Genomic DNA, 26935 nt, shown 5'->3' on the forward strand with positions numbered 1-26935 from the left:
TATTGATCCGCGCAATCCCTTTCCCCCTTATAAGGAAGCTTGCACCGTGGATCTGAACGCCCTCGCCAAAGCCCATCCCGCCCATTGGTCCAAAGCGACCGCCATTCGCGCCCTGACGCTGGACGCTGTCGCCGCCGCCAATTCCGGCCACTCGGGCATGCCGATGGGCATGGCGGATGTCGCCACTGTCTTGTTTGAAAAGCACCTGAAGTTCGACGCGTCCAACCCGCTGTGGCCTGATCGCGACCGGTTTATCCTGTCGGCCGGCCACTGGTCCATGCTGATCTATTCGCTGCTGCACCTGACCGGCTACGAGCAATTCCCCCTCGAAGAGATCAAGAACTTCCGCCAGATGGGCGCACGCACCGCGGGCCACCCTGAAAACTTCCTGGCCGATGCGATTGAAACCACCACCGGCCCGCTGGGTCAGGGGATCGCGAATTCGGTCGGGTTTGCAATGGCCGAGGAAATCCAGCGCGCGCAATACGGCAAGAAGATCGTCGACCACTTCACCTATGTGATCGCAGGTGACGGCTGCCTGATGGAGGGCATCAGCCACGAAGCGATTGCCCTTGCCGGCCGCCACAAGCTGAGCAAGCTGATCGTGCTGTGGGACAACAACGACATCACCATCGACGGGCCCGTCTCGCTGTCCGACAAAGTGGATCAGGTTGCGCGTTTCAAAGCCGCAGACTGGCACGTCATCGAAATCGACGGCCACAACCCCGACGAGATCGACGCCGCCCTGACCGAGGCGCGCAAATCCGATCTGCCCACGATGATCGCCTGCAAAACGCATATCGCCCTAGGCCACGCCGCGCAGGATACCTCGAAAGGTCACGGCGCGCTGACAGACGCCGACCAGATGGCCGCCGCCAAAGCCGCCTATGGTTGGACAACCGGCCCATTCGAAGTCCCCGCCGATGTGAAAACCGCCTGGGAAGAGATCGGCAAACGCGGCGCAGACGACCGCCGCGCCTGGGAAGAGCGTTTCGACGCCATGTCGCGCACAAAGCGTGAAGAGTTCAACCGCGCACTGGCCGGTGACGCCCCCAAGAAGCTGAGCGCGACGATCAAGGCGTTCAAAAAGCAGACGTCGGAAAACGCGCCGAAACTGGCCACCCGCGCCAGCAGCGAAAAGACGCTTGAGGTATTGAACCCGCTTTATACAGAAACCGTGGGCGGCTCGGCTGACCTGACCGGTTCGAACAACACCAAGACCGCTGATTTGGGCGTGTTTGANGTGGACAACCGTGGTGGGCGTTATGTCTACTGGGGGATCCGNGAACACGGCATGGCCGCCGCGATGAACGGCATGGCGCTGCACGGCGGTATCCGCCCCTACGGCGGCACNTTCATGTGTTTCACCGACTACGCCCGCCCCGCCATGCGCCTNGCCGCGCTGATGCAGGTGCCAAGCGTGTTTGTNATGACNCANGACAGCATCGGTCTGGGCGAAGACGGCCCGACGCACCAACCCGTCGAGCATCTGGCGATCAGCCGCGCGACACCCAACACCTATGTGTTCCGCCCCGCTGACACGGTTGAAACCGCAGAGGCCTGGGAAATCGCGCTGAGCAGCAAAAAGACGCCGTCGGTGCTGTCGCTGACCCGTCAGGGCCTGCCCACCGTGCGNCTTGAGCACAAGAACAAGAACCTCACCGAACAGGGNGCCTATGTTCTNGCGGACGCCGAAGGCAAACGTCAGGTNATCCTGATCGCCACCGGCTCTGAAGTNGAGATCGCGCTGAAAGCCCGTGACCTGCTGCAAGCCGAAGGCATCGGCACCCGCGTCGTNTCCATGCCCTGCATGGAGCTGTTCGCCGCCCAAGACGAAGCCTACCGCCGCCGCGTCCTCCCCGCCGGCCCCGTCCGCGTCGGCGTCGAAGCCGCCGTACGCCAAGGCTGGGANCGCTGGCTCACCGGCGAGCGTGGCAAGTGGAACAAGGCCGATTTCGTCGGCATGGACCGNTTCGGTGCCTCCGCCCCCGCNGAAGAGCTGTTCGAAAAGTTCGACATCACCCCGCAGAACGTCGCCGACAAGGCCAAAGCGCTGCTGTGATCTGAACGGATACAGTCACAACGAAAAAGGGGGAGCATTTTGCTCCCCCTTTCTATTTTTGTACCACAATGTTGCGGGCCGTCTGACGCTGGCAAAAGCTGCGAGAGGCGTGGCGCATGCCCCTCGGTCTAACTTCAGCGTGGCCTCAAAAAATGGCGCGCGCGATCCGGATAAGTTGCAATGTTTCGAATGCGCTGTCCTGCAACGTCACCAGTTCACCATTCACAACAGCATAGTTATTGCCGGTCTCAAGCTGTGGCAATTTGTAGGTTTGGCGCAATTCGTTCTGCGTCAACGCCGCTGTAGGTGCTATGCGCACGCCGTCTGGTAGGTTTTCAACCCGCGCCAATTCATTGATCCGCAGCAGCGATGTGTAATCTTTTTGGGTGAGCAACACAGGCTGGCCATCGATCAAAGCATAGCGCTTGCCTGCCGGTGCGGGGCGAAGATCGTAAAGCGATGCAATCTGTTCGGAACTGAGCAACAGGGTATCGTCGTCAAGGACGACGTCTTGATTTGCATCTTCTTCGACAACCANGTCCCGATCCGGCACCCTTTCGTCACCAATGACAATGTCCCGATCCAAGAATTCCGTACGCTGATCAAGGTAGATGGCGTCAAGCTGCTTATCGTCGTATGCCACCCATTCCTCATAGGTCACGCCTTTTTTGGCAAGTCCAGGGGGCACGCANGGTGGGTCCATCTTTGCAAGACCAGGTGGGCAGTTGCGATAGGTCAGCCGTTTATCTTCGGGGACATCAGCAAAGGCGATTTGAGAGCCCAAGAGCGCGAGTGGCACGGCACCAAGTAGCACGCTCATGTCACGACCTTCAGGTGCGCGCACTTCGAGAACCTCGTTTGAAATACGCGAACGATCCTCCTTCGACCGTTTGACTTTCACTTTTACCTTTTCGTGCTTTTCAAGCTTCTTCTCTANCTTCTTGGCCTGTTTCTCGTGTTTCTTCTTGTGTTTCTTCTCTTTCTTCCCGTGCTTGTCCTTCTTATGCTTTTCCTTCTTCGCCTTCTTGGGGCCTTTTTCCTTGTCGTTTTTGATCTTCACGATCTGGGAGTCCTGCCCCATAGGCACGGTCAGGGAAGACATTGTCGCACTGGGCAACGCGACCCCTGCGTTTAGAACGGGCGCTACGGCGCAAGCCANAATGGTNGCNCATGCNAGGGGGGTGAATTTCACGAAAAGACCTCCATATCANAGTGGCGGATCAAGCATCCAGCACCGAGTTTCAAAAATGGACATGTCGGGGTGAACGTTATGGNGTCCCATGCCTTACCGCTCAACCGACAAGGCGCGGCAAATGTTCCACCGCATGACAGCCTCAAGGGCTTTTCCTTCCGCAGCCCGCATTCGAACCTAGGGATTGTCTTCATAGGCAGGGTTCATAGGTGCGCCAACGATTAACCCCGNCCAGCCATNAAAAAAGGGGCGCAACCTGCGCCCCTTCCTCTCCCNNATATNCGCCCCGTTTACGCGTGTGCGCCGGCATCCTTGCGGTTGAAGACCGCGCGCCACAGCGGGGTGATGATCTTTTCACCGACGGGGATCAGCACCAGCCCAAGGGCCAGACCAAACACACCGTCCATCGCGGCTTTGGCGANCCATTCGGCGGCACCTTCATACGCGACNGGCACCATATGGCCGAAAGCGACGGCATAGTCGTGGATCAGGTGGCCAAGCGCGCCGAAGCCAAGCTCTTCCATNCCGTGCACGATGATCGATCCGCCGACCCAGAGCATGGCCGCCGTCCCGATAATGGTCAGCGCCTTGAGGAACCACGGCATGCCGCGCACGATCCCGCGGCCCAGACCACGGGTCAGGCCGAGATTGCCGTTCTTGGCCATATAAAGCCCCACATCATCCATCTTTACGATCAGCGCGACAGAGCCATAAACTGCGAGCGTGATGATTACGGCGGCGGCGGCCAAAGCGCCTGCNTCCATCCAGAAATTNGNCACCTCGAGGTTTGACAGCACGATGGTCATGATCTCGGCCGAGAGGATAAAGTCGGTCTTGATCGCACCTTTGGCTTTTTGCTCTTCCAGCTTGGCGGGATCCTTGATCACCTTTTCATCGGCACCGGGGGGATGATCCTCGTGGCCTTTTCCCCCTACCCCAAGCGCGTGTGCGATCTTCTCAGCGCCTTCAAAACANANNTAGGCCCCACCCAACATCAACAAGGGCGCGATCANCCATGGCGCGAAATTCGACAGNAGCAAACCGGCGGGCAACAAGAAGACCAGCTTGTTCTTCANCGANCCNTTGGTGATGCGCCAGATGATCGGCAGTTCGCGGTTGGCCTCGAANCCGCTGACGTATTTCGGGGTCACGGCGGCGTCGTCGATGACAGCNCCCGCGGCCTTGGCNCTGGCCTTGGCNGCCTGGCCGAACACATCATCCACGCTGGCCGCGGCCACTTTTGCAATCGCTGCTACATCATCCAACAGGGCTAATAGGCCGCTCATTCAGTCTCTCCATATTTGTTGGNGTAAGGGTAGCGCAGCGCAGGCAGAAGGCAAAGNCGATCTGAGGGTTATCGCTAACACGAATATTTATCGCTAACATACGGAAATTAGGGNGTTTTAGCCCTTTCCCCTGTTCACGACCACCAGATATAGAACCGGCAAAGTTCCAGATCTTTGCCAAAGGACGCCCCCATGACCATCAAAGTCGGTATCAACGGATTTGGCCGCATCGGCCGCTGCACCCTGTCTCATATCGCGGCGTCGGGCCGGGANGACATCGANGTGGTGCGCATCAACGCGACCGGCCCGCTGGAGACTGCGGCACATCTGATCAAATACGATTCCGTCCACGGGCGTTTTCCCAATGAAGTCAAGGTCGGCAACGGCACGCTGGATCTGGGGCGCGGAGAGATGGAGGTCATGTCGACCTACCAGATGAACGAGCTGAACTGGGAAGGGTGCGACGTCGTNCTGGAATGCACGGGCAAGTTCAACGACGGGCTGCTGGCAAANGTGCATCTGGATCAGGGCGCGAAACGCGTGTTGCTGTCGGCACCGGGCAAGAACGTCGACCGTACTGTGGTCTACGGCGTGAACGACGGCGAATTGCAGGCCTCGGACACGATGGTATCGAACGGGTCGTGCACCACCAACTGTCTGGCCCCGATGGCCAAGGCNCTGCATGATGCGTTCGGCATCGAAAGCGGCATCATGACCACCGTGCACAGCTATACCGGCGACCAGCCGACGCTNGACCGCCGCCACGAAGACCTTTACCGCGCGCGNGCCGCTGCGATGGCGATCATCCCGACCTCTACCGGTGCGGCGAAAGCCTTGGGCGAAGTGCTGCCCGCGCTCAAAGGCAAGCTGGATGGCACCGCCATGCGCGTTCCAACNCCAAACGTCAGCGCGGTTGACCTGACCTTTATGGCAGGCCGTGATGTCACGGTNGAAGAGGTCAACGAGGCCATGCGCGCNGCTGCAAACGGCCCGATGTCGCGGGTCTTTGCCTATGANGCGGAACAGAAAGTNTCGGTNGATTTCAACCACACCGAACATTCGTCGATCTTCGCGCCCGANCAGACCAAGGTCGTNGGCAACCGTCTGGTGCGTGTCCTGGCGTGGTATGACAACGANTGGGCCTTCTCTGTCCGTATGGCCGATGTCGCCGTTGCCATGGGNAAACTGGGCTAAGACTTGCGACGCGCGGGTTGCCCTGTCATATCTGGGCCACCCGCAGGCAAGGACCACCGCCCCCATGGACACCCCCATCGCTGTCTCTCTCGCTGCTGTATTGCTGACCGCACTGGGGATTGATGCGNTGATCTATGGCAGCGAACATCTGATTTTCCTGACCAAGAAATTTGTCGACCTGATCGAATGGGTGGCGTTCTGGCGCTGATCCGACAGTCGGCCCCTTCCCTCCGATCGCTTCCGGCGCAATATTGCCCTGCACAGGTTGACTCTTTGTCATAAATGTCGATGTTAGCGCTATCACATTCAGGAGGACGCCCCATGGCTACCAAATTGGCAATCAATGGCTTTGGCCGTATCGGTCGTAANGTNTTGCGCGCGCTGATGGAGCGTGGCGACGATGATTTGCAGGTGGTGGCGATCAACGATCTCGCCCCGCTGGAAACCAACGCACATCTGTTCGAATTCGACTCGGTCCACGGGCGCTTTGGCCGTCCGGTCACCCTGGGCGACAACACGATGGATGTGGGCCAAGGCCCGATCCGCGTGACAGCAGAACGCGACCCCGCTGCCCTGCCCTGGGGCGATGTGGACATCGTGCTGGAATGCACCGGCATCTTCACCACGCGCGAGGCGGCGGCCAAACATCTGGCGAATGGATCGAAACGGGTCGTCATCTCTGCCCCCGGTAAAGACGCCATGAAAACAATCGTCTACGGTGTGAACCACGATCTGATCACCGCCGAAGACACGGTGCTGAGCAACGCCTCCTGCACCACCAACTGCATGGCACCGCTGGCCAAGACCCTGCATGACACCTTCGGTATCAAGCACGGCCATATGACCACAATCCACAGCTATACCGGCGACCAGCCGGTGCATGACACCGCGCACAGCGACCTGTACCGTGCCCGCGCCGCGGCGCTGTCGATGATCCCCACCACCACCGGTGCGGCCAAGACACTGGGTAAAGTGCTGCCCGAGCTTGACGGGCTGATCGGCGGCACCGCGATCCGCGTGCCCACACCGAATGTATCCTGTGTCGATCTGGTGGTCGAACTGTCGAAAGAAGCCACGGTGGAGGAGGTCAACGCCACCCTGCGCACCGCCGCCGAAGGCCCGCTGAAAGGCATCCTTGGTCTGGTTGACCGTCCTCTGGTGTCGATCGACCTGAACCACGATTCACATTCCTGTGTCGTGGCCCTTGATCAGACCTCTGTCCAAAGCGGGACACAGCTGCGGGTTCTGGGCTGGTATGACAACGAGTGGGGGTTCTCGAACCGTATGCTCGACACCTCGCGCGAGGTTGCGAAAACCCTCTGATCGTTATTGCGAGAAACGCTTTAACAGCTCGGCATTGACGGCGGGCGTCACAAACTTGCTGACGTCCCCGCCAAGCCGGGCGATTTCCTTGACCAACCGGCTGGCAATCGCCTGATGTTCGGCCTCTGCCATCAAGAAGACCGTCTCGACGCTGTCATCTAGTTTACGGTTCATCCCCACCATCTGATACTCGTACTCGAAATCCGCCACGGCCCGCAGCCCGCGGATGATCATCTGTGCCCCCACATCATGGGCGCAATCGATCAGCAGGTTCTCGAAGGGATGCACCACGATCTCTGTCCCGGTCTCCTGGTTCAGCTTGCCGCATTCCTCTTCGATCTGGGCGACACGTTCTTCCAGCTCGAACAATGGCCCCTTGTCGCGGTTGATCGCGACCCCGATCACCAGTTTATCAACAAGCGTCGCCGCCCGCCGGATGATGTCGATGTGACCCAAAGTGATAGGGTCGAAGGTGCCGGGGTAAAGGCCTACGCGCATGGGAGAGTCCAGTCATTTCAAGTCGTTATTCGAAGTGCAAGCAAGCATTTACACCGCGAAGATGCAACGCCAATTTCGGCGGGCTAGTGGCCCCTGATCATCCCCTCCAGGGCGTCTTTCTCCATCGAAAGTTCCATCAGGCGGGCCTTGACCACATCCCCCAAAGAGATGAGGCCGATCAGAACCCCATCCTGCAAAACAGGCATGTGGCGAAAGCGGCCCTGGGTCATCTTGGCAAGGATATCATCAGCGGTTTCATCTTTGGCGCAGGTGATCAGATCGCGCGTCATCAGCGCCTCTACGGTGTCGTCCAGACAGCCGCCGCCCTCGCGGCCTAGGGTGCGCACGATGTCACGCTCCGACAGGATACCATCGGGCGTTTTGCCGTCCGCTGACACGACCAGGGTCCCGATCCGCTTTTCCGACAACATCGCCGCCGCCTGCGAGATACGCGTGCCCGGTTTTACCGTCGTAACACTGTCATCCGCTTTGGTTTTCAGGATTTGGGAAACTAGCATGGTCGGCCCCTTCGCAAGAATATTACCTATAGGTCAGGTTCCCTTTAATACTGTTGCGTGTCAAGCAATTGCCTCCAGTTTCGCCACTTCGGCGCGGACGCCCTGCGCCAGAGCTTCCGCAAAGCGGCTCAGACGCAGATTGCGCCGGTCGTCTTCGTGGCGAATCAAATAAAAGGCGCGGCTCAGATGCACGTCACCGGTCAGGATGCGCGTCACCCCCGGCGTCGCAGGAAGCGAGAAATCATGCACAATCCCGACGCCGCCCCCTTGCCGGATCATATTCACCTGAACGGACACGGAATTAGAGGCCAGAGGCACCCGCGTCATGCCAAGCTCCGCCAGATAATCAAGCTCGCGATCAAAGATCATGTCGGGGATATACCCCACCAACCGGTGCCCCTGCAGGTCTGCAACGGTCCGGATCGCGGGGCGCGCGGCAAGATAGCTGTCAGCGGCGGCAAGATGCAGCTGGTAGTCGGCGATTTTCTGCACAACCAGCCGCCCCGCCGTGGGCGCGCTGACCCCGATCGCCATATCCGCCTCGCGCCGCGACAGGTTGAACACCCGCGGCAGGGCGACAATCTGGATATCGAGCCCCGGATTATCCGCCACCAAACGGGCGCAGACCTGTGGCAGCAGATAATTGGCGCAGCCGTCCGGTGCCCCGATCCTGATCTGCCCTGCCAGTTGGTCCGACGGCACGACCACATCCGCCGTGGCCTGCCGCATCGCCTGCTCTGCGGCTTCGGCGCGCGACAGCAACTGCACGCCCGCCTCGGTCAGCGCGTAGCCCGAGGGCGATTTCACGAATAATACCGCTTGCATGGTCTTTTCCAGCCGCGCCATGCGCCGCCCCAAGGTCGCGGGGTCCAACCGCAACAGCTTCCCCGCGCCCGATAGGCTCTGCTCGCGCGCGACGGCCAGAAACAGCCGCAGGTCGTCCCAGTTTCCCATCATCGGCCACGGCTCCTTTCACGCTTCGATTTCTGCACAGACTTCATTTTGCCCGTAAACTCCGGGGACGTCCGAAGGACGGGGGCAGCGCCCCACCCTACCCTTTCAGCCCGCGCGAGGCTTTGCAATAATGCAAAACGATTTTGACGCCATGCCTCTTTTGCTTTGTTTTTTGCAAGCCTAACCTGCCGCCAAACGCACAGAAGGAGCATTCCATGCAAGAGTTGACCCATTACCTGAACGGTGCCCACGTCAAAGGCACGTCAGGCCGCTTTGCCGACGTGTACAACCCCGCAACCGGCGAAGTGCAGGCGAAAGTCCCGCTGGCTGGCGAGGCAGAGCTGGATCAAGCCGTGAAATACGCCATGGCCGCGCAACCCGCATGGGCCGCGGTGAACCCCCAACGTCGGGCGCGGGTGATGATGAAGTTCGTGGACCTGCTGAACCGCGATATGGACAAGCTCGCCGAAGCGCTGAGCCGCGAACACGGCAAGACCCTGCCCGACGCCGCCGGTGACGTGCAGCGCGGTCTGGAAGTGGTGGAATACTGCATCGGCGCGCCCGAGTTGCTGAAAGGCGATTTCACCGACAGCGCGGGCCCCGGCATCGACATGTATTCCATGCGTCAGCCTCTGGGCGTCTCCGCAGGCATCACGCCGTTCAACTTCCCCGCCATGATCCCGATGTGGATGTTCGCCCCCGCCATCGTCTGCGGCAACGCCTTCATCCTCAAACCGTCCGAGCGTGATCCATCCGTACCCCTGATGCTGGCCGAACTGCTGGAAGAAGCGGGCCTGCCCAAAGGTATCATTCAGGTCGTCAATGGCGACAAGGAAGCGGTTGACGCGATCCTGCATCACCCTGTCATTCAATCGGTGGGCTTTGTCGGCTCAACCCCCATCGCCGAATATATCTACGGCACGGGCTGCGCGAATGGCAAACGCGTCCAATGCTTTGGCGGTGCCAAGAACCACATGATCATCATGCCGGACGCCGATCTGGACCAGGCCGCGGACGCGCTGATCGGCGCGGGCTATGGCGCGGCGGGCGAACGCTGCATGGCGATCTCGGTCGCTGTGCCTGTGGGCGAGGAAACCGCCGACCGTCTGATCGAAAAGCTGGTGCCGCGCATCGAGAAGCTGAAAGTCGGGCCGTATACTTCGGGCAATGACGTCGATTACGGCCCCGTGGTCACCGCAGCCGCGAAGGCAAACATCGAACGGCTGGTACAAACTGGCGTCGATCAGGGGGCCACGCTGGTTGTCGATGGGCGCGACTTTAAGCTGCAAGGCTACGAGGAAGGCTTCTTTGTCGGCCCGCACCTCTTTGACAACGTCACCCCCGATATGGACATCTACAAGCACGAGATCTTCGGGCCGGTTCTGTCCACCGTCCGCGCCAAAACCTATGAAGAGGCGCTTGGTCTTGCGATGGATCACGAAATGGGCAACGGCACCGCGATCTTTACCCGTGACGGCGACGCCGCGCGTGACTTTGCGGCGCGCGTCAACGTCGGCATGATCGGGATCAACGTGCCGATTCCCGTGCCGCTCGCCTATCACACCTTTGGCGGCTGGAAGAAATCGGTCTTTGGCGACCTGAACCAGCACGGGCCGGATGCGTTCAAATTCTACACACGCACCAAAACCGTGACCTCGCGCTGGCCCTCGGGCATCAAAGAAGGCGGCGAGTTCAACTTCAAGCCGATGGAATAAGCCCCATCCTTGCCCTTCGGCGGTTCCCCCGCCGGAGGGTGCTTGCGCGACGCCCACGTGCATGCTTACAATTAAACACACGTTCAATTCGATCGGTCTTGGGAGGGATCACCGTTTATGGATTTCGCACTTTCAGAAGAGCAAACCGCGATTTTCGACATGGCCTATGGCTTTGGCCAGGAACATATCGCCCCTTTCGCCCAGAAGTGGGAGAAAGACGAAACAATCCCCAAAGACCTTTGGCCCAAGATTGCAGAGCTGGGCTTTGGCGGGCTTTACGTGTCCGAGGATGCAGGCGGATCCGGCCTGACGCGGCTTGATGCGACGCTGGTGTTCGAAGCGCTCAGCATGGCTTGCCCGTCGGTCGCGGCCTTTCTGTCGATCCATAACATGTGCGCCAAGATGCTGGACAGCTTTGCCAGTGACGACCTCAAGTCGCGGATCATGCCCGACATCCTGAGCATGAACACGGTGCTCAGCTATTGCCTGACGGAGCCCGGATCGGGCTCTGACGCGGCGGCGCTCAAGACGAAATGTACCCGCACGAACGAAGGCTATACCCTGAACGGCACCAAGGCGTTCATCTCGGGCGGCGGCTATTCCGACGCCTATGTCGCGATGGTGCGCACCTCGGACGATGGCGCCGCGGGCGTGTCCACCGTCTATGTCGAAGACGGGACCGCGGGGCTTTCCTTTGGCGGGCTAGAGGATAAAATGGGCTGGCGCAGCCAACCCACGTCCCAAGTGCAGTTTGACGATTGCAACATTCCTGCCGGAAATCTGGTGGGTGAAGAGGGAAAAGGTTTCAAATATGCGATGATGGGGCTGGATGGCGGCCGCTTGAACATCGCCGCCTGTTCCTTGGGTGCTGCACAGACCGCGCTGAACGCCACGCTCAACTATATGGGCGAACGTAAAGCATTCGGCAAACCCATCGACCAGTTTCAGGGTCTGCAATTCCGCCTAGCCGAGATGGAGATCGAACTGCAAGCCGCCCGCGTCTTCCTGCGCCAAGCCGCATGGAAGCTGGACACGGGCGCGCCGGATGCCACCAAGTTCTGCGCCATGGCCAAGAAGTTCGTGACAGAGGCAGGCAGCAAGGCCGTCGATCAATGTCTGCAACTGCACGGCGGCTATGGCTATCTGGCGGATTACGGCATCGAAAAGCTGGTGCGTGACCTGCGCGTCCACCAGATCCTTGAAGGCACCAATGAAATCATGCGCGTCATCGTGGCGCGGGATATGCTGAAGAACCGATGACCGATATCTCCATCCGCATTTCAGGGCGCGCGGGTCGGATCACCCTCACCCGCCCCCAAGCGCTGAACGCCATGACCTATGACATGTGTCTGGCCATCGAAGACGCCTTTGACGCTTGGCAGCATGACCCGAAGGTCGATCTGATCATCCTTGACGCCGAAGGGGATCGCGCCTTTTGCTCGGGCGGTGACATCGCCGAACTTTACGCCACAGGCACCAAGGGAAATTACGCCTACGGGCGCAAGTTCTGGGCGGATGAATACCGGCTGAACGCCAAGATCTTCGCCTATACCAAGCCCGTCGTCTCCTTCTTGCAGGGGTTCACCATGGGCGGCGGTGTTGGCATCGGCTGTCACGGCTCGCACCGCGTGGTGGGGGAAAGCAGCCAGATCGCGATGCCGGAATGTGGCATCGGTCTGGTGCCCGATGTGGGCGGCAGCCTGATGCTGGCGCTGGCCCCCGGTCGGGTGGGCGAATATCTGGGCACAACCGCGTCACGCATGAAGGGTGAAGATGCGATTTATGCCGGCTTCGCAGACACTTACATCGCAGAGCTAAACTGGCCCGACGTAATCGCCGCGCTTGAGAATTCAGGCGATGTGGCCATTCTGGAAACCGCAAGCACCACGCCGCCCGCCTCAGCGCTCGAGGCGCAGGCGGCCGAGATTGACAGCTTCTTTGGCGGCGAAACGCTGGCGGATATCCTCAACGCCCTGCGCGCCTCCGATAGCGAATTTGCCGCAGACACGCTTAAGAAGATGCAGCGCAGCAGCCCGTTGGCGATGGCCTGTACGGTTGAGATCATCCACCGTCTGCGCGGCCCCTCGCTGAGCATCGAGAAGGCGTTGGATATGGAATACCGCTTTACCTTCCGCGCGATGGAGCATGGCGACTTCCTTGAAGGGATCCGCGCGGCGATCATCGACAAGGACCGCAGTCCCAACTGGCAATATGCCGATATGAACGTCCCCCTTGCCGCGACAGCCAAGATGCTGCGTCCGCTGGCCGGGGACGCCCTGACACTGGAGAGAACCACATGAGCATGAAGATCGGATTTATCGGGTTGGGCAACATGGGCGCGCCTATGGCGACCAACCTCGCCAAGTCGGGTCACGACGTGGCGGGCTTTGACGTCGCGGGCACCACGGCAGAGGGCGTGCGCGTTGCAGACAGCCTTGAAGCCGCCGTAGCGGGCATGGACGCGGTGATCACAATGCTGCCCAACGGGTCGATCCTGCGGCAAGTGGCGGCACAGGCGATCCCCCATATGGCGCAGGGCACGCTGTTCATCGACTGTTCCACCGTGGATGTGGAAAGCGCGAAGAACACCGCGCAAGCCGCTGAAGAGGCAGGTATAATGCCCGTTGACGCCCCCGTGTCTGGCGGCATCGGCGGGGCATCTGGCGGCACGCTAACCTTTATGGCCGGCGGGTCGACGCAAGCCTTTGCAAAGGCCAAACCCCTGTTCGACATCATGGGGCAAAAGGCCGTGCATTGCGGCGATGCCGGTGCGGGGCAAGCGGCAAAGATTTGCAACAACATGATCCTCGGTGTCACCATGATCGCCACCTGCGAGGCCTTTGCGCTGGCCGATAAACTGGGGCTGGACCGGCAGAAGATGTTCGACGTGGTCAGCACCTCGTCGGGCTACAGCTGGTCGATGAACGCCTATTGCCCTGCCCCCGGTGTTGGCCCTACCTCGCCCGCAGACAATGGCTATACGCCGGGCTTCGCGGCGGAGCTGATGCTCAAGGATCTTGGGCTGTCACAGCAGGCAGCAGAGATGGCAGATGCAGACACCCCGATGGGAGAGCTGGCCCGCGCGCTCTATGCCCAATTCGTCGAGAACGAAGACGGAAACGGCAAGGATTTCTCTGCTATGCTGCCCCGTTTCGAAACCCGCGGCCGCAACGGCTGACAGGAAAAGCAAGCGGGTTTCCGCCGTCTCGTCCCAGCGACAGAAACCCGCGCGCCGTTCGTTTGTTACTGTATCGACACTGTAACGGAGAACGAGCATGAAAACCCTTACCCTCGCCGCAAGCGCCTTCGCCGTGCTGGCCTTCAGCCCGGCCGTACAGGCGGCCTCTGCCTCCTATGGCGCGTCGGGGCATTACGACGTCGCGGCACCACAGGTGACCTTGGCCAAGCATGATAAGCACGATGACAAAAAGCATCAAAAGCAGCACAAGAAAGCTGTTAAAGAATACAAAAAGGCGATCAAGAAACACGAGAAGCAGCACAGCGACAACGGGCGTCATCTTGCCAAAGGGCATGACAAGCACCGCCACGCCAAAGGCGACAAGCTGACCCGCTACGTCGTGATCGAACAGCCCCACCGGCATGGGCTGACCCGCTACAACCGCTACGTTCAGGACGACGGCTATGTCTATGCCGTGGACCCGCAAACCAATGACGTACTGGCGCTGATCGGTCTGGCATCGCGCCTTCTAAACTAAACTGCGCCGCGAAACCCTAAGATTTCATGAAAAATGCCCCGCCCGAATAGGACGGGGCATTTTTATGTCTACCGCCTTGTTGGAAATGCTATTCGGCAGCAACCTTACGCGCGGCGAGCATCGGCTTGAGATAATGGCCGGTATAGCTCCCCTCGACCTCGGCAACCTGTTCAGGCGTGCCGGTCGCGACCACCTGCCCGCCGCCATCGCCGCCTTCTGGTCCAATGTCGATGATATGGTCCGCGGTCTTGATGACATCGAGGTTGTGTTCAATGACGACCACAGTATTGCCCTGATCCACCAGTTCGTGCAGCACCTCTAGCAGTTTGCGCACGTCTTCAAAGTGCAAACCCGTGGTCGGTTCATCCAGGATATACAGCGTCCGCCCCGTAGAGCGTTTGCTGAGCTCTTTCGACAGTTTGACGCGCTGCGCCTCCCCGCCAGAAAGCGTTGTCGCCTGCTGACCCACCTTGATGTAGCCCAGGCCCACACGCATCAGCGCATCCATTTTTTCGCGGATGCTGGGGACCGCCTGAAAGAAGCTCTGCGCGTCCTCGACAGTCATATCCAGCACGTCAGCGATGGATTTGCCCTTGAACTTCACCTCAAGCGTTTCGCGGTTATAGCGCTGGCCTTTGCAGGTTTCACATTCGACATAGACATCCGGCAGGAAGTGCATCTCGATCTTGATCATACCGTCGCCCTGACAGGCCTCGCAGCGTCCGCCCTTGACGTTAAAGCTGAAACGTCCGGGCTTGTACCCGCGCGCCTTGGCTTCGGGCAGACCGGCGAACCAGTCGCGGATCGGGGTGAAGGCACCGGTATAGGTCGCCGGGTTCGACCGCGGCGTGCGCCCGATGGCGCGCTGGTCAATGTCGATCACCTTGTCCAGATGCTCCAACCCCTTGATGGTCTCGCACGGCGCAGGCGTCTGGCGCGCCCCGTTCAGGTTCATCGACGCGGTCTTGAACAAGGTCTCGATCGTCAGGGTCGATTTGCCACCGCCTGACACACCCGTCACGCAGACGAATTTGCCCAAAGGATAGTCGACCGTGACATTCTGGAGGTTGTTCCCCGTCGCCTTGACCACGCGGATTTTCTTTTTGTTGCCCTTGCGCCGTTTGGCGGGCACCGCGATCTCGCGTTTGCCGGTAAGGTATTGGCCTGTCAGCGAATTCGGATCATTGGCGACCTCTTGCGATGTCCCGTGGCTGACCACCTGCCCGCCGTGCACACCGGCCCCCGGCCCGATATCAAACACATAATCCGCCTCGCGGATCGCTTCTTCGTCGTGTTCAACGACGATCACCGTATTGCCCTGATCCCGCAGGTTTTTCAGCGTCTGGAGCAAGCGGTCATTGTCGCGCTGGTGCAACCCGATCGAGGGTTCGTCAAGCACGTAAAGCACCCCTGTCAGCCCCGACCCGATCTGCGACGCAAGCCGAATACGTTGGCTTTCCCCCCCGCTGAGCGTCCCGCTAGAGCGTGCCAGCGTCAGATATTCCAACCCGACATTGTTGAGGAATCCCAGACGTTCGCGAATTTCCTTGAGGATCGCGCGCGCAATTTCGTTCTTCTGAACGGTCAGATAATCGGGCACTTTGGTGCACCAGTCAAAAGCTTCGCGGATCGACATTTCAACGACTTGTCCGGCATGCAGCAGCGTATCGCTATCGCCATCCGACGGGCCGATCTTGACAGCAAGCGCTTCGGGCCGCAGGCGGTAGCCGTTGCAAGTGCCACAGGGGCGGTTGTTCTGGTAACGTTCGAATTCTTCGCGGATCCAGTTGCTATCCGTCTCGCGGTAGCGGCGCTCCATATTGGGGATCACCCCTTCGAACACGCGGCTGACCTCGTACACACGGCCGCCTTCGTCATAGCGGAACTTGATCTCTTCCTTGCCGGAGCCATACAGGAACACCTGCTGCACCTTCTCGGGCAGGTCTTTCCATCGCGTATTTTCACTAAATTGATAGTGTTTTGCGATGGCTTCAATCGTTTGCTTGAAATACGGGGACTTACCCTTGCGCCACGGGGCCAGCGCACCGTCATAGACCTTGAGGTTCTGGTCCGGCACCACAAGGCGTTCATCAAAAAACAACTCTTTGCCCAGACCATCACAGGACGGACAGGCACCGAAAGGAGCGTTGAATGAAAACAGACGCGGCTCGATCTCGGGGATCGTGAAGCCGCTGACAGGACAGGCGAATTTTTCGCTGAAGGTATGGCGCTCGGGCTCGCCCTCGGTCGGGGCGATTTCCAGCACGGCGATCCCATCGGCCAGATCAAGCGCTGTGCGCAGGGAATCCGCCAAGCGTGTCTCTAGCCCCTCGCGGACCACGATACGGTCGACAACCACGTCGATGTCATGGCGGAACTTCTTGTCCAGCGTGGGCGGCTCGTCCAGTTCGTAAAATTCGCCGTTCACTTTTACCCGCTGAAAGCCCTGCTTGCGCAGCTCAAGAAACTCTTTGCGGTACTCGCCCTTCCGGTCACGAATGATCGGGGCCAACAGGTAAGCGCGCGTGCCTTCGGGCATGGTCATCACGCGATCAACCATATCCTGCACCTGCTGCGCCTCGATCGGCTTGCCAGTGGCGGGGGAATAGGGCGTGCCGACGCGCGCAAAAAGCAGGCGCATATAGTCATAAATCTCGGTGACCGTCCCCACGGTAGAGCGGGGGTTTTTCGACGTGGTCTTCTGTTCAATCGAAATCGCTGGCGACAGGCCGCTGATGTGATCCACATCGGGTTTCTGCATCATATCAAGGAATTGCCGCGCATAGGCGCTGAGCGATTCCACATAGCGTCGCTGCCCTTCGGCATAGATCGTGTCGAACGCGAGGCTCGATTTACCCGACCCGGAAAGCCCGGTAATCACAACCAGCTTATCGCGCGGAATGTCCACGTCGATGTTCTTTAGATTGTGTTCGCGCGCGCCGCGCACTTCGATGTTCTTTAGCTCAGCCATATCGGACCCCCGTTAACGCTTAGTACATAGGTGCGTGCTACGGATTCTCCAACGAAAAAATAAGAACACAAGGGGAACGCCATTATCGCGACGCATTTTGGGCTGCCATTACGACGGCAAACGCCCGGCAACATTGAATATGTCACCGGGCGTTGCAAAGATCAGGACCCCGCTATGCGCGGGCAAAGGCTACATATGGATAACGCGTCCGTAAGCATCCAGCACGGATTCATGCATCATTTCTGACAAGGTCGGGTGCGGGAAGACGGTGTTCATCAGGTCTTCTTCGGTGGTCTCAAGCTGACGCCCCACGACATAGCCCTGGATCAGCTCGGTCACCTCGGCACCCACCATATGCGCGCCAAGCAATTCGCCTGTTTTAGCGTCAAAGACGGTTTTGATCATCCCCTCGGGCTCGCCAAGGGCAATCGCCTTGCCATTCCCGATGAAGGGGAAGCGACCCACCTTAACGTCAAAGCCAAGCTCTTTCGCCTTGGCTTCGGTATACCCGACGGACGCGACCTGCGGGTGACAATAGGTGCAGCCGGCGATGGATTCCGGTTTGACCGGGTGCGCGTGTTGACCCGCGATCAGTTCGGCGACCATCACCCCTTCGTGCGAGGCTTTATGCGCCAACCAAGGGGCACCGGCGATGTCACCGATGGCATACAGCCCCTCGACGCCGGTCCGGCAATATTCATCGGTCACGACATGGGTCCGATCAATTTTCACGCCTAGATCCTCCAGCCCAAGATCCTCGACATTGCCAACGATACCCACGGCGGAGATCACCGTGTCAAACTCATGCTTGGTCACCTTGCCGCCCGTTTCGATATGCGCAGTCACCTTGTCATCAGCGCGGTCCAGTTGTTTGACAACGGCCTTCTGCATGATCTTCATGCCCTGTTTTTCGAACTGCTTTTTCGCGAATTTGCTGATCTCTTCATCCTCGACGGGAAGGATTCGATCCATCACCTCGACAACAGTCGTGTCTGCGCCCAAGGTATTGTAAAAGCTTGCGAATTCGATACCGATCGCGCCAGACCCGATCACCAGCAGCTTTTTCGGCATATGGGGCGGCTGCAAGGCATCCTTGTACATCCACACGCGTTTTCCGTCTGCTTCCAGCCCAGGCAGGTTGCGTGCCCGCGCACCGGTCGCCAGTACGATATTCTTGGCGGTCAGCGTCTCTTCCCCGTCTTTCGACTTAACCGACACTTTACCTTTGCCCGCTAATGTCGCCGCGCCCATGAAGACCGAGACTTTGTTCTTTTTCATCAAATGCCCGATACCGCCGGACAGCTGCCCCGCAACTTTGCGCGACCGTTTGACAACTGCCTCCAGATCATAGCCGATATTGTCTGCCTTCAGGCCAAACTCGCTTGCGCGCTGCATCAGGTGGAATACTTCCGACGACCGCAAAAGCGCTTTCGTCGGGATACAGCCCCAGTTAAGACAAATGCCGCCTAGATGCTCACGCTCTACAATGGCGACCGAAAGCCCCAGTTGCGCGCCCCGGATGGCCGCAACATAGCCCCCCGGCCCCGCACCAATCACGATCAGATCAAAGGATTTCGCAGCCATTATGCAACCTCGCAGCACGTATTGAAATTTAGTTTAGTGGTAAACTATCTCGCGAGCGTCAGCAACTCGGAGAATTCCGATCTAGGATCAAACTGCCTGACCCGCACTTACGTGAGTGTCCGCAGCGTATAGGCATACCCCCCGTCGTCAAGATATTCGGTTTCAGCGGCGGTGCTTCGCCGACCCAAGGCGTTGTTGCGATACGGAAATCTGCCGAATTGCCGGATCACCTTTCGATGCGCGCGCGCATGCCGCAGCGTCTCCTCGGCCTCGGGCATACGGTCACAGACCAGCCGAACGCAGTGATCCTGATCGGTCAGACTTTCTGAATGCATGAACGGAAGGTAAAAAAATTGCCGTTCAGGCGGCGCAATGAGCCTATCCCATTCGTTGCGCACAGCGGTTTGAGCCGCCCGCAAGGCCCGCAGATCGGTCGAAAACGCCTTCCCCTGCCCGCGAAACATATTGCGCGGAAACTGATCCGCTAGAATGAGATAGGCCAAAGTGCCTTTCGCATCGGTCAGCCAATGGTCCAACCGATGGGTCCCGATGAGCGACCAGGTGTCCAGAAACTGTGACCGGATCGCGGAATCGAGGTCATCATCCACCGCATACCATCCCGCAGGCCCAGTTTCCTCCAGCCAGAACCGACGTACGTCCTCAGGCGTTTTCATAGCCTTGCCTCCTTTGACCACAGAAAAGATCAAACTTTTCTAGTTTCATTAGACACAAGATGTAACGAATTAGCAAAACGTCTAGGTCGGCTCCGCTTCCGCGGTTTGTTCGCTCTCGATCGCATATTCCTGCGCCAATTCGACCGCGACGGTCGTCGCAGCGGGGTAAATCGGGATGTAGTTACCCGTTTCATCCGCAGGAATGGCTGGACGTACCGTCGCGCGGTAGGACGCGTAGACCGCCAAAGCAAAGAACAGAACCGCCGTGAACAGGTAGAACCCGCCCGGCCCAAGCGCGGTGCCCATCATCCAGCCGGTGATCACCGGACCCAGAATAGCGCCCAACCCGTTAATAAAGATCATGCCGCCAGAGGCCGCGGCCATATCCTCGGGCTCGAGGAAGTCGTTCGTGTGCGCAATAAGAAGCGAATACAATGGGTTAGACATGCCACCTACGACAAAGGCGGTCAGCAACAACACGCTAAAGTTATGCCCCAGCAGCATGCCGATGACAGACCCGATACCCCCAATGATGGAGGTGATAACGATCAAAAGACGACGGTCCATCCGGTCCGAAACCCAGCCGATTGGATATTGCAAAACCACCGAACCCACAAAAAACGTCGCAACGAAGATCGAAATTTGCGCCACGGTCAGCCCGGCTTCGGCACCGTAAACCGAGGCCATCCCGAACTGCGCCGAAAAGACCCCGCCCAACAGGAACATACCCACACACCCCAAGGGCGAGAAGCCGGCCAGTTCGCGCAAGCTCATCGGTTTGGTGGTGTCAAACGCGGGCGTCGGGCTGATGGACAGCAAAATTGGCGTCACCGCCACGCTGACCAGCACCGACGGAATAACGAATAGGACAAAGCCTGAAGGGTCCGCGGTGAGCAAAAGCGCTTGCGCAATAACGATGCCAAAGGTTTGCACGATCATATACAATGACAGCGCCTGCCCCCGGTTTTCGTTCGTCGCAGCGTTGTTGAGCCAGCTTTCCGCCGTCACGTAAACCGCAGAAAAACAAAAGCCGATCAACACGCGGCCCACCGACCAGACAGCGACGTTCGGGAAGGTCGGATACAGAATCATGACAGCCGAGATCATCGACGCCAGCGCCGCAAAGACCCGCACGTGACCGACGCGCCGGATCATACCCGGTGCCATACGCGAGCCGCCCAAAAAGCCCACGAAATATGCCGACATCACGATCGACATTTCGAAGGTCGAAAATGCCTCGATCCCGCCGCGAATCCCCAAGAGCGTACCTTGCATGCCGTTGCCCACCATCAGCAAACACATGCCCAACAAAAGCGCCCATGCGCTGCTCAGTACCTGAAACATCTTACGAATCCTTTAACGCGATCAGCCCCCTCCCTGACGGCGATCCCAAGAGGTGTCACCCCCCCGAACGACATTCAGGCGTTTATTTGCGTCTTTGGAAAGAGCAGCGACGCATCGCCATAGGAGAAAAACCGATAATTCGATTCAATCGCGTGATTGTAAATCTTTTGTATAGTTTTCTGCCCCATCAATGCCGAAACCAGCATCATAAGGGTCGACTTCGGAAGATGGAAATTCGTCATCAACGCGTCTGCGACATTGAATTCAAAACCAGGGGTAATGAAAATATCGGTATCCCCTTCCCAGGGTTGGATATTCCCGGACCGCGCAGCGGTCTCGACCAGCCGCAAGGCAGTGGTCCCAACGGGTATGACCCGCCCGCCAGCAGCCTTGGTGGCGGAGATTTCGGCAGCAGCCTGCGCGCTCACCTGCCCCCACTCGCTGTGCATTTTATGGTCAGCAATGTCATCGACCTTCACGGGCAGAAACGTCCCCGCGCCCACATGCAAGGTGACGTGGCTAAAGCGCACCCCCATCTCGGCGAGCTGATCCAGCAGCAACTGATCAAAGTGGAGCGACGCCGTAGGCGCGGCCACTGCGCCCGCATTCTTGGCAAAAACGGTTTGGTAATCCGTCATGTCCTGCGCGTCTGCCGGACGCTTGCCCGCAATATAGGGCGGCAATGGCATCGCACCGGCATCATTCAGCGCGGCGTCAAAATCGTCGCCGCTGCAGTTGAACCGCAGTCGACCCTGGCCATCCTCGACGCCAACCAAACGGGCAGAAAGATCGGCGCTGAAGACGACAGTCTCGTCAATCTTGAGCTTTTTCAACGGCTTGATCAGTGCAGTCCAATCCGCATCGCCCCGTGGCTCCAGCAAGGTTACTTCGATACGCGCTTGTACCGGACCCTGTGCGCTGTCCCGGTGGCGAAGCCCCGACAACCGCGCCGGAATGACCCTTGTGTCATTCAGCACCAGCCGATCCCCGGGACGCAACCAATCGCTCATATTGGCGACAGTCGTGTCAGTAATATGATCCCCCTGCGCAACGAGCATCTTAGCCGACGTACGGGGGACCGCAGGGCGCGTCGCGATCAAACGCTCGGGCAGTTCAAAATCGAAGTCACTGAGTTTCATACGCGCCCGTTAGCGCCCCTCAAAGCGTTGAGCAACAGGTTTTTGCGGCGCGGGGGTGGCAGCCCCCCCATCCTGAGCGGGCGTCGTGCGTGGAGTGCTGCGAAAAATATCCCGCATCGCACCGGGCACAAACCCCGACAACGGGTTCACCGAGACAGACGGGCTCTGCACCGTCCCGCCGATAGAGTAGTTGAAACCCAAAAGCCCCTCGCCCTTGCGGGTCAGAAAACTGGCTATTCCGTTCAACATATATACAGGAGAGATCACACCCTGCAGCGCCATCTGGCCGGTGTCAGTGGCAAAAACCCCATCCATAGAAATCCCAAGCGACGCCCCCGTCGCGCTGGCTTGGGTCAGGTTGACGCGATTGGAAGACAGGCGAAAATCAGCTTCGACCGTGTCAAAATATATCCCGTCCCCGTTCAACTCGTTGATCAGCCCGACCACGGACACTGCGTTCACCAGCGCTGCAATCGTCGGGGCGTCCTTGATACGAACGTCTTTAATCTCTGCGTGACCGTCGAAAGCCCCGCCCGATCCGGCGGGTACCAGGGTCAACGAAAGCGCGCCGCCGTGGACTTGTTGCGCAATGTTGGCAGACCTCAAAACGCCACCAGCATCGGTTGCCGTCAATTGCACCGCGCTACGGCCATCCTTGGGTACGACGCGACCAGAAACCGGCGCGCCCCCGTTCAAGGCTGCCGTGAACCGTCCATCAAGGCCACGCGCGACGTTAAATTCGCCTTCCATTCCTGTCAGGGCAATTTTATCCGTGACTTGCAATCGATCCAGCGACAGCAACATCGGCGGGCTCGCGACCCCGCTGGGCTTGCTTTTTCCGAGCTCCGCCGTGCGCAAATCAAGACGCCCGCCTTTAACCACCAGCTGCACCGGGCGACCTGCCCCCTGCCCGATCAGATCCACAGGCACATCCAGCCAGTTCCCGACCTGCAATCGGTGAAATTGCAATCTGTCCAACGCACCACTTGGGTGCAATGTGACATCTCCATGCGCCGACAACCCCGCGGCGCTGATTTTCAAGGTATCGACGTCTGGAACCGGCCCAAGCCGCCCCGATATTTCCAACGTGCCCGTCTGGGATCGCGCTTTGGTCCAGCCGATCTGTGGAACGGTGATGCGCAAACCCCGCAGATCCGATGTGACGGAAAAATCAGGGGGTTGGCCTTTGACCAGATCCATCGCGAACCACGCCCGCCCTTCACCTGCGATCGTATCAGGGGGCAACGCGATCTTGAAAGTCTCGAGCGTTTTGGCGTTCAGCGCAATATCCGCCCTGACACTGCTCGCAGCACCCGGCTTGCCGAAGGGTTGGGACCATTCGCCGTCAAAGGGAACGCCGTCCAGCTCGCCCTCGCCCTTGATCGTCAGGCCGCTNTTGGACGCGTTCAANGTCAGCTGGTCGGCACGCAGCGCGCGATCTTTGACCAGACGGTCGCTTTGGAATTCCGCCAGCGTTCCGTTNATGTCGAAGATCGTCAGCTTCGGGTCAGAGCCTTTTTTCATCGGAAAGGACAAAGTGCCCGCCAACTGGGCCCGTGCATCGACGACGTCAACCGGCAGGTTNGCCTTGTCCATCGCCTGCAACGGGGGCCGGTTCAACAGCGCCAGGACCGATGTGATGTCCGCATCGGCGCGCAACCGAACGATGCCGGGAGGGCCGTCCTTGACCGTGACATCCGGCATGATGAACGAAGAGCCGTTCACCGACACAGGCGTCTCGTTGGGCGGTGTGATCACCCCGGTATCCACGCTGACAACAAAGCGATTGCGCGAAAGGCTCGCATGACCGCTGCCGTCGGTGATATTCGGCATGGTGCGCAAAAATCGAACCTCGGCACCCTGAAAATCAAAGTCGAGGTATGCTTGCGGTGCCTCGCCTGGCTTCAAGCGAAAGGCAAGGTCAACNTCGCTCAACGCGCCGGCGTAGATATTTTCGTCCACCCACTTGCGGGTCTTTGGTTTGACGTTTTCTGGCCAAAGCTCAAGCAGGCGCGCTGGTTTCAACGCGTTCAACCCCGCATCCAGCGCAACTTGCCACCCCTGCGGCCCCGCCCGCAAATCCCCCGACAGGTTCAACGTCGTCCCCCCGTCGACGATATCCATACGGCCGACGGACATGTGAAACGGGTTGAAAGTGATTTTGGCNTCCAGGTCGGCACCNTCNANCGACACAGGGGNGTCATAAATATCGGCAGGGTCAGCCACCAGGTCGCGCAGACGGACCTGTGCGACCAGNTCGCCCAGTTTACCGCTGTCATCAATACCCAGACTTGCGGCCCCCTCGATCCGGCCCGACACCCATTTGCTTTCGACCGAAAGCTCGTCAAAACGCAGCAGACGCTGATCTGGGTCATAGCTGAAATAGCTGCGGGCNCCGTCAAAGGGGATCGGCGTAGCACGTTCATTNGGNTGAACCACNCCGGCCCCGATCTGCAGCGTCGCGTTCAGCGGCTCGAAGGTGCCGTCCTCGTCAAGGCTGCTGCGCACCGAACCGGAGATAGACGCGCGCAGCACTTTCAACCAAGCNAANGCNGGGTTCTGCACCGCGATGTCACCCGCGCTCACGCCATCGAAATTCACGCCGAACTGCGACGCGGTATCGCCGATTTTGCTGCTGTAGTTGGCAGAAAGCGTGGCCGCATCCGCCCCGCCACCCAAAACGGCGAGCTCGGCCGTCATCCGCAGGTTANCGCCTTCNCGGTCCAGCAACAGCCGCCCGCCATCCACCGTCCACATCCTGNCGGACTGCAGATCGGTGTAGCGCAAGGTCAGGGCGCGCAGCTCTATCGACCGCAGCCGCGACAGCGCCTTCGTCTCGAACACCGTATCAAGCTGGCCGATCAACTGCGGCATCGTGGCCGCCCGCCGCTCTGCCGGGGCAGTCCCGCTNGCCGCGCTCAGCGCGACGCGGCCATCCTNNTCGCGNCGCAGNTTGGCCACNACCCCGGACATNGCAATATCGCGCGGCTGCACATCNCCNGCCAGCAGGCCCTGAATGGAAAANCTGGCCCGCACTTCACGGAAGGCGGCAAAGCTAACCCCTTGGGGGTTGGTGATATTCACGTCGCGCAGCCGAACGCGCGGCCGCCACCCTTCGTCCACGATCAGCACCATCTCTCCAAAGCCNATCCGCGCAAGCGGCATATCTTTGGCAAACCGCTCTTCGATGCGCGTCTCNAGCCATTCCGGCACGACAATNGGNCTGCGGATCATATAGATGGCAGCCCCNGCGATGGTGGCAACAATCAGCGAAATAACCAGCAGCGACCATTTGGTGGCTTGCCAAAGTCGTCTCCGCTTGGGGNTNCGGGGGGCTGCGCTGGTGTTGGGCATGGGCGTCCGGTTTTTAGGGCGGCTTGGGGTTTAAGTTTCGCCAAGCCCGACTAGTATGACAGTGCAGACAACGGCTTCCAATACATAAGAAAGTGACCCATGCCAGAGATTTCCCAACCTGCACCAGACTTTAAGCTTCCTGTGACGGGGGGTGGCGAAATTTCGCTCTCCGATCTGCGGGGCAAGGCTGTGGTTTTGTATTTCTACCCCCGTGACGACACGCCGGGCTGCACCAAGGAGGCCGTAGGCTTCTCCGAACATCTTGAAGCATTTGCCGACGCCGGTGCCGTGGTTTTTGGCGTATCCCGTGACACGATGGCAAAACACGACCGTTTTGCGGCCAAACATNCCCTGACGGTTCCCCTGCTGGCNGATATCGATGGGGCCGTGACCGAAGCCTATGGCGTCTGGGTCGAAAAGAATATGTACGGCAANAANTCCATGGGGATCGAACGCGCCACCTATCTGATTGATGCGAGCGGCAATATCGCCCGCATCTGGCGCAAGGTGAAAGTCGCCGGTCACGTGGAAGAGGTACTGGACGCGGTGCGCGCCCTATGATCGCGCTGGCCCAAATGGCGGAAAACGTGCTGCGCACTTCGGATGGCCGTGAGAAAACCGCGCTTTCTCACAAGTACGCGGCCGAGTGGCGGGCTGCCCGCGCCGCAGGCGAGGCACCGGAAATCGGCACGTCAAACCCGCCGTTGCGCCCCGCCCGCCCCGACNAGCCAGAACTCTTGTCGCCCCGCGATGTNCCCCACCGCAAGCCCGGATCGCCCGAAGGGCGCATCGCCTTNCTGCACGCCGTGGCNCATATCGAATTGAACGCGGTTGATCTGCACTGGGACATTATCGCGCGCTTTACCGATATCAAAATGCCCATGGGATTTTACGATGATTGGGTCAGCGCCGCNGACGATGAATCCAAACATTTCAATCTGATGTGCGATTGCCTTGAAGCTTTGGGCAGCCACTACGGGGCCTTGCCCGCCCATGCCGGTATGTGGCGCGCAGCCGAGGATACGGTGGATGATTTCATGGGGCGTCTCGCCGTTGTGCCTATGGTGCTTGAGGCGCGCGGGCTNGATGTGACGCCCAATATGATTCAGGTGTTCAAAAGNGCCAAAGCCACGCAGGCCGTCGACGCGCTTGAGGTGATTTACGCCGAAGAGGTCTCGCATGTGGCCTATGGGTCNAAGTGGTTTCACTTCTTGTGCGGGCGTCACGAGCTTGACCCGAAAGAGGCGTTCCACGATCTGGTGCGCACCTATTTCCACGGTGTTCTCAAGCCCCCGTTCAACGAAGAGAAGCGGGCAGAGGCCGGGATTCCACCGGATTTNTACTGGCCNTTGACCGAGAGTGTTTAAAATATTCGCCCTCCAAACCGTTGAATCGGCNATTTATTGCCAAA

Annotated in this window: 19 protein-coding genes; 10 read left to right on the forward strand and 9 right to left on the reverse strand. The window is 59.3% G+C overall.

Annotation, left to right across the window (positions count from 1 at the left end):
- Positions 1 to 46: 46 nt before the first annotated feature.
- The gene (gene tkt, locus CBB63_RS08880; protein ID WP_286698878.1) at positions 47 to 2062 is read left to right on the forward strand and encodes a transketolase; all 2016 of its coding nucleotides are present in this window, start codon (positions 47 to 49) and stop codon (positions 2060 to 2062) included.
- Between the two features lie 1482 nt (positions 2063 to 3544).
- Here tkt and CBB63_RS08890 read toward each other — a convergent pair.
- A complete protein-coding gene (locus CBB63_RS08890) occupies positions 3545 to 4540 on the reverse strand; it encodes a DUF808 domain-containing protein (RefSeq protein WP_286698880.1) in 996 nt (331 codons plus the stop codon).
- Positions 4541 to 4732: 192 nt separating this feature from the next.
- Here CBB63_RS08890 and gap (CBB63_RS08895) point away from each other — a divergent pair, with 192 nt between their 5' ends.
- Positions 4733 to 5734: a type I glyceraldehyde-3-phosphate dehydrogenase gene (gene gap / locus CBB63_RS08895; protein WP_286698881.1), complete on the forward strand. Its 1002-nt coding sequence runs from the start codon at positions 4733 to 4735 to the stop codon at positions 5732 to 5734.
- A 321-nt stretch (positions 5735 to 6055) separates the two neighbouring features.
- Complete coding sequence (gap, locus tag CBB63_RS08905) at positions 6056 to 7057, forward strand: type I glyceraldehyde-3-phosphate dehydrogenase (RefSeq protein WP_286698883.1); 1002 nt, start codon at positions 6056 to 6058, stop codon at positions 7055 to 7057.
- Between the two features lie 3 nt (positions 7058 to 7060).
- On the opposite strand, the gene coaD is transcribed toward gap (CBB63_RS08905), so the two are convergent.
- From coaD to CBB63_RS08920, 3 genes are all read right to left on the reverse strand, one after another.
- Entirely contained in the window at positions 7061 to 7555 is a 495-nt protein-coding gene (coaD, locus tag CBB63_RS08910) for a pantetheine-phosphate adenylyltransferase (protein ID WP_009826777.1), read from the reverse strand.
- 83 nt (positions 7556 to 7638) lie between these two features.
- Positions 7639 to 8073, reverse strand: a complete 435-nt coding sequence (locus tag CBB63_RS08915; protein ID WP_009826776.1) for a CBS domain-containing protein — start codon at positions 8071 to 8073, stop codon at positions 7639 to 7641.
- Positions 8074 to 8133: 60 nt separating this feature from the next.
- Positions 8134 to 9030: a LysR family transcriptional regulator gene (locus tag CBB63_RS08920; RefSeq protein WP_009826775.1), complete on the reverse strand. Its 897-nt coding sequence runs from the start codon at positions 9028 to 9030 to the stop codon at positions 8134 to 8136.
- A gap of 212 nt (positions 9031 to 9242) precedes the next feature.
- Here CBB63_RS08920 and CBB63_RS08925 point away from each other — a divergent pair, with 212 nt between their 5' ends.
- From CBB63_RS08925 to CBB63_RS08945, 5 genes are all read left to right on the forward strand, one after another.
- The gene (locus tag CBB63_RS08925; RefSeq protein WP_132996742.1) at positions 9243 to 10742 is read left to right on the forward strand and encodes a CoA-acylating methylmalonate-semialdehyde dehydrogenase; all 1500 of its coding nucleotides are present in this window, start codon (positions 9243 to 9245) and stop codon (positions 10740 to 10742) included.
- 117 nt (positions 10743 to 10859) lie between these two features.
- A complete protein-coding gene (locus tag CBB63_RS08930) occupies positions 10860 to 12002 on the forward strand; it encodes an acyl-CoA dehydrogenase family protein (RefSeq protein WP_286698884.1) in 1143 nt (380 codons plus the stop codon).
- Positions 11999 to 13042 (forward strand): enoyl-CoA hydratase/isomerase family protein, encoded by a 1044-nt coding sequence (locus CBB63_RS08935; protein WP_286698885.1) that lies wholly within the window; start codon positions 11999 to 12001, stop codon positions 13040 to 13042. The genes CBB63_RS08930 and CBB63_RS08935 overlap by 4 nt, the downstream gene beginning before the upstream one ends.
- A gap of 2 nt (positions 13043 to 13044) precedes the next feature.
- The gene (gene mmsB, locus CBB63_RS08940) at positions 13045 to 13920 is read left to right on the forward strand and encodes a 3-hydroxyisobutyrate dehydrogenase (protein ID WP_286698901.1); all 876 of its coding nucleotides are present in this window, start codon (positions 13045 to 13047) and stop codon (positions 13918 to 13920) included.
- A gap of 97 nt (positions 13921 to 14017) precedes the next feature.
- Complete coding sequence (locus CBB63_RS08945; RefSeq protein WP_286698886.1) at positions 14018 to 14458, forward strand: hypothetical protein; 441 nt, start codon at positions 14018 to 14020, stop codon at positions 14456 to 14458.
- A gap of 88 nt (positions 14459 to 14546) precedes the next feature.
- Here CBB63_RS08945 and uvrA read toward each other — a convergent pair whose 3' ends face one another.
- The 5 genes from uvrA to queA all read right to left on the reverse strand — a co-directional run bounded on the left by uvrA (position 14547) and on the right by queA (position 22170).
- Positions 14547 to 17429 carry an excinuclease ABC subunit UvrA gene (gene uvrA / locus CBB63_RS08950; protein ID WP_286698887.1) on the reverse strand — a complete coding sequence of 961 codons (2883 nt, stop codon included), beginning with the start codon at positions 17427 to 17429 and terminating at the stop codon, positions 14547 to 14549.
- Between the two features lie 189 nt (positions 17430 to 17618).
- On the reverse strand, positions 17619 to 19013 hold the full coding sequence (lpdA, locus tag CBB63_RS08955) for a dihydrolipoyl dehydrogenase (protein WP_009826768.1): 1395 nt from the start codon (positions 19011 to 19013) through the stop codon (positions 17619 to 17621).
- 107 nt (positions 19014 to 19120) lie between these two features.
- Complete coding sequence (locus CBB63_RS08960) at positions 19121 to 19687, reverse strand: DUF924 family protein (protein ID WP_286698888.1); 567 nt, start codon at positions 19685 to 19687, stop codon at positions 19121 to 19123.
- Positions 19688 to 19768: 81 nt separating this feature from the next.
- The gene (locus CBB63_RS08965; RefSeq protein WP_005852959.1) at positions 19769 to 21031 is read right to left on the reverse strand and encodes an MFS transporter; all 1263 of its coding nucleotides are present in this window, start codon (positions 21029 to 21031) and stop codon (positions 19769 to 19771) included.
- A gap of 74 nt (positions 21032 to 21105) precedes the next feature.
- Complete coding sequence (gene queA, locus CBB63_RS08970) at positions 21106 to 22170, reverse strand: tRNA preQ1(34) S-adenosylmethionine ribosyltransferase-isomerase QueA (RefSeq protein ID WP_286698889.1); 1065 nt, start codon at positions 22168 to 22170, stop codon at positions 21106 to 21108.
- 3453 nt (positions 22171 to 25623) lie between these two features.
- Between queA and CBB63_RS08980 the strand changes: the two genes are divergently transcribed.
- Both CBB63_RS08980 and CBB63_RS08985 read left to right on the forward strand, forming a co-directional pair.
- Positions 25624 to 26085, forward strand: a complete 462-nt coding sequence (locus tag CBB63_RS08980; protein ID WP_286698891.1) for a peroxiredoxin — start codon at positions 25624 to 25626, stop codon at positions 26083 to 26085.
- Positions 26082 to 26891 (forward strand): ferritin-like domain-containing protein, encoded by an 810-nt coding sequence (locus CBB63_RS08985; protein ID WP_286698892.1) that lies wholly within the window; start codon positions 26082 to 26084, stop codon positions 26889 to 26891. Before CBB63_RS08980 ends, CBB63_RS08985 begins: the two co-directional genes overlap by 4 nt.
- Positions 26892 to 26935 lie beyond the last annotated feature (44 nt).

It is taken from the genome of Sulfitobacter sp. TMED3 (assembly GCF_002167505.1).
Taxonomy (GTDB): domain Bacteria; phylum Pseudomonadota; class Alphaproteobacteria; order Rhodobacterales; family Rhodobacteraceae; genus Sulfitobacter; species Sulfitobacter pontiacus.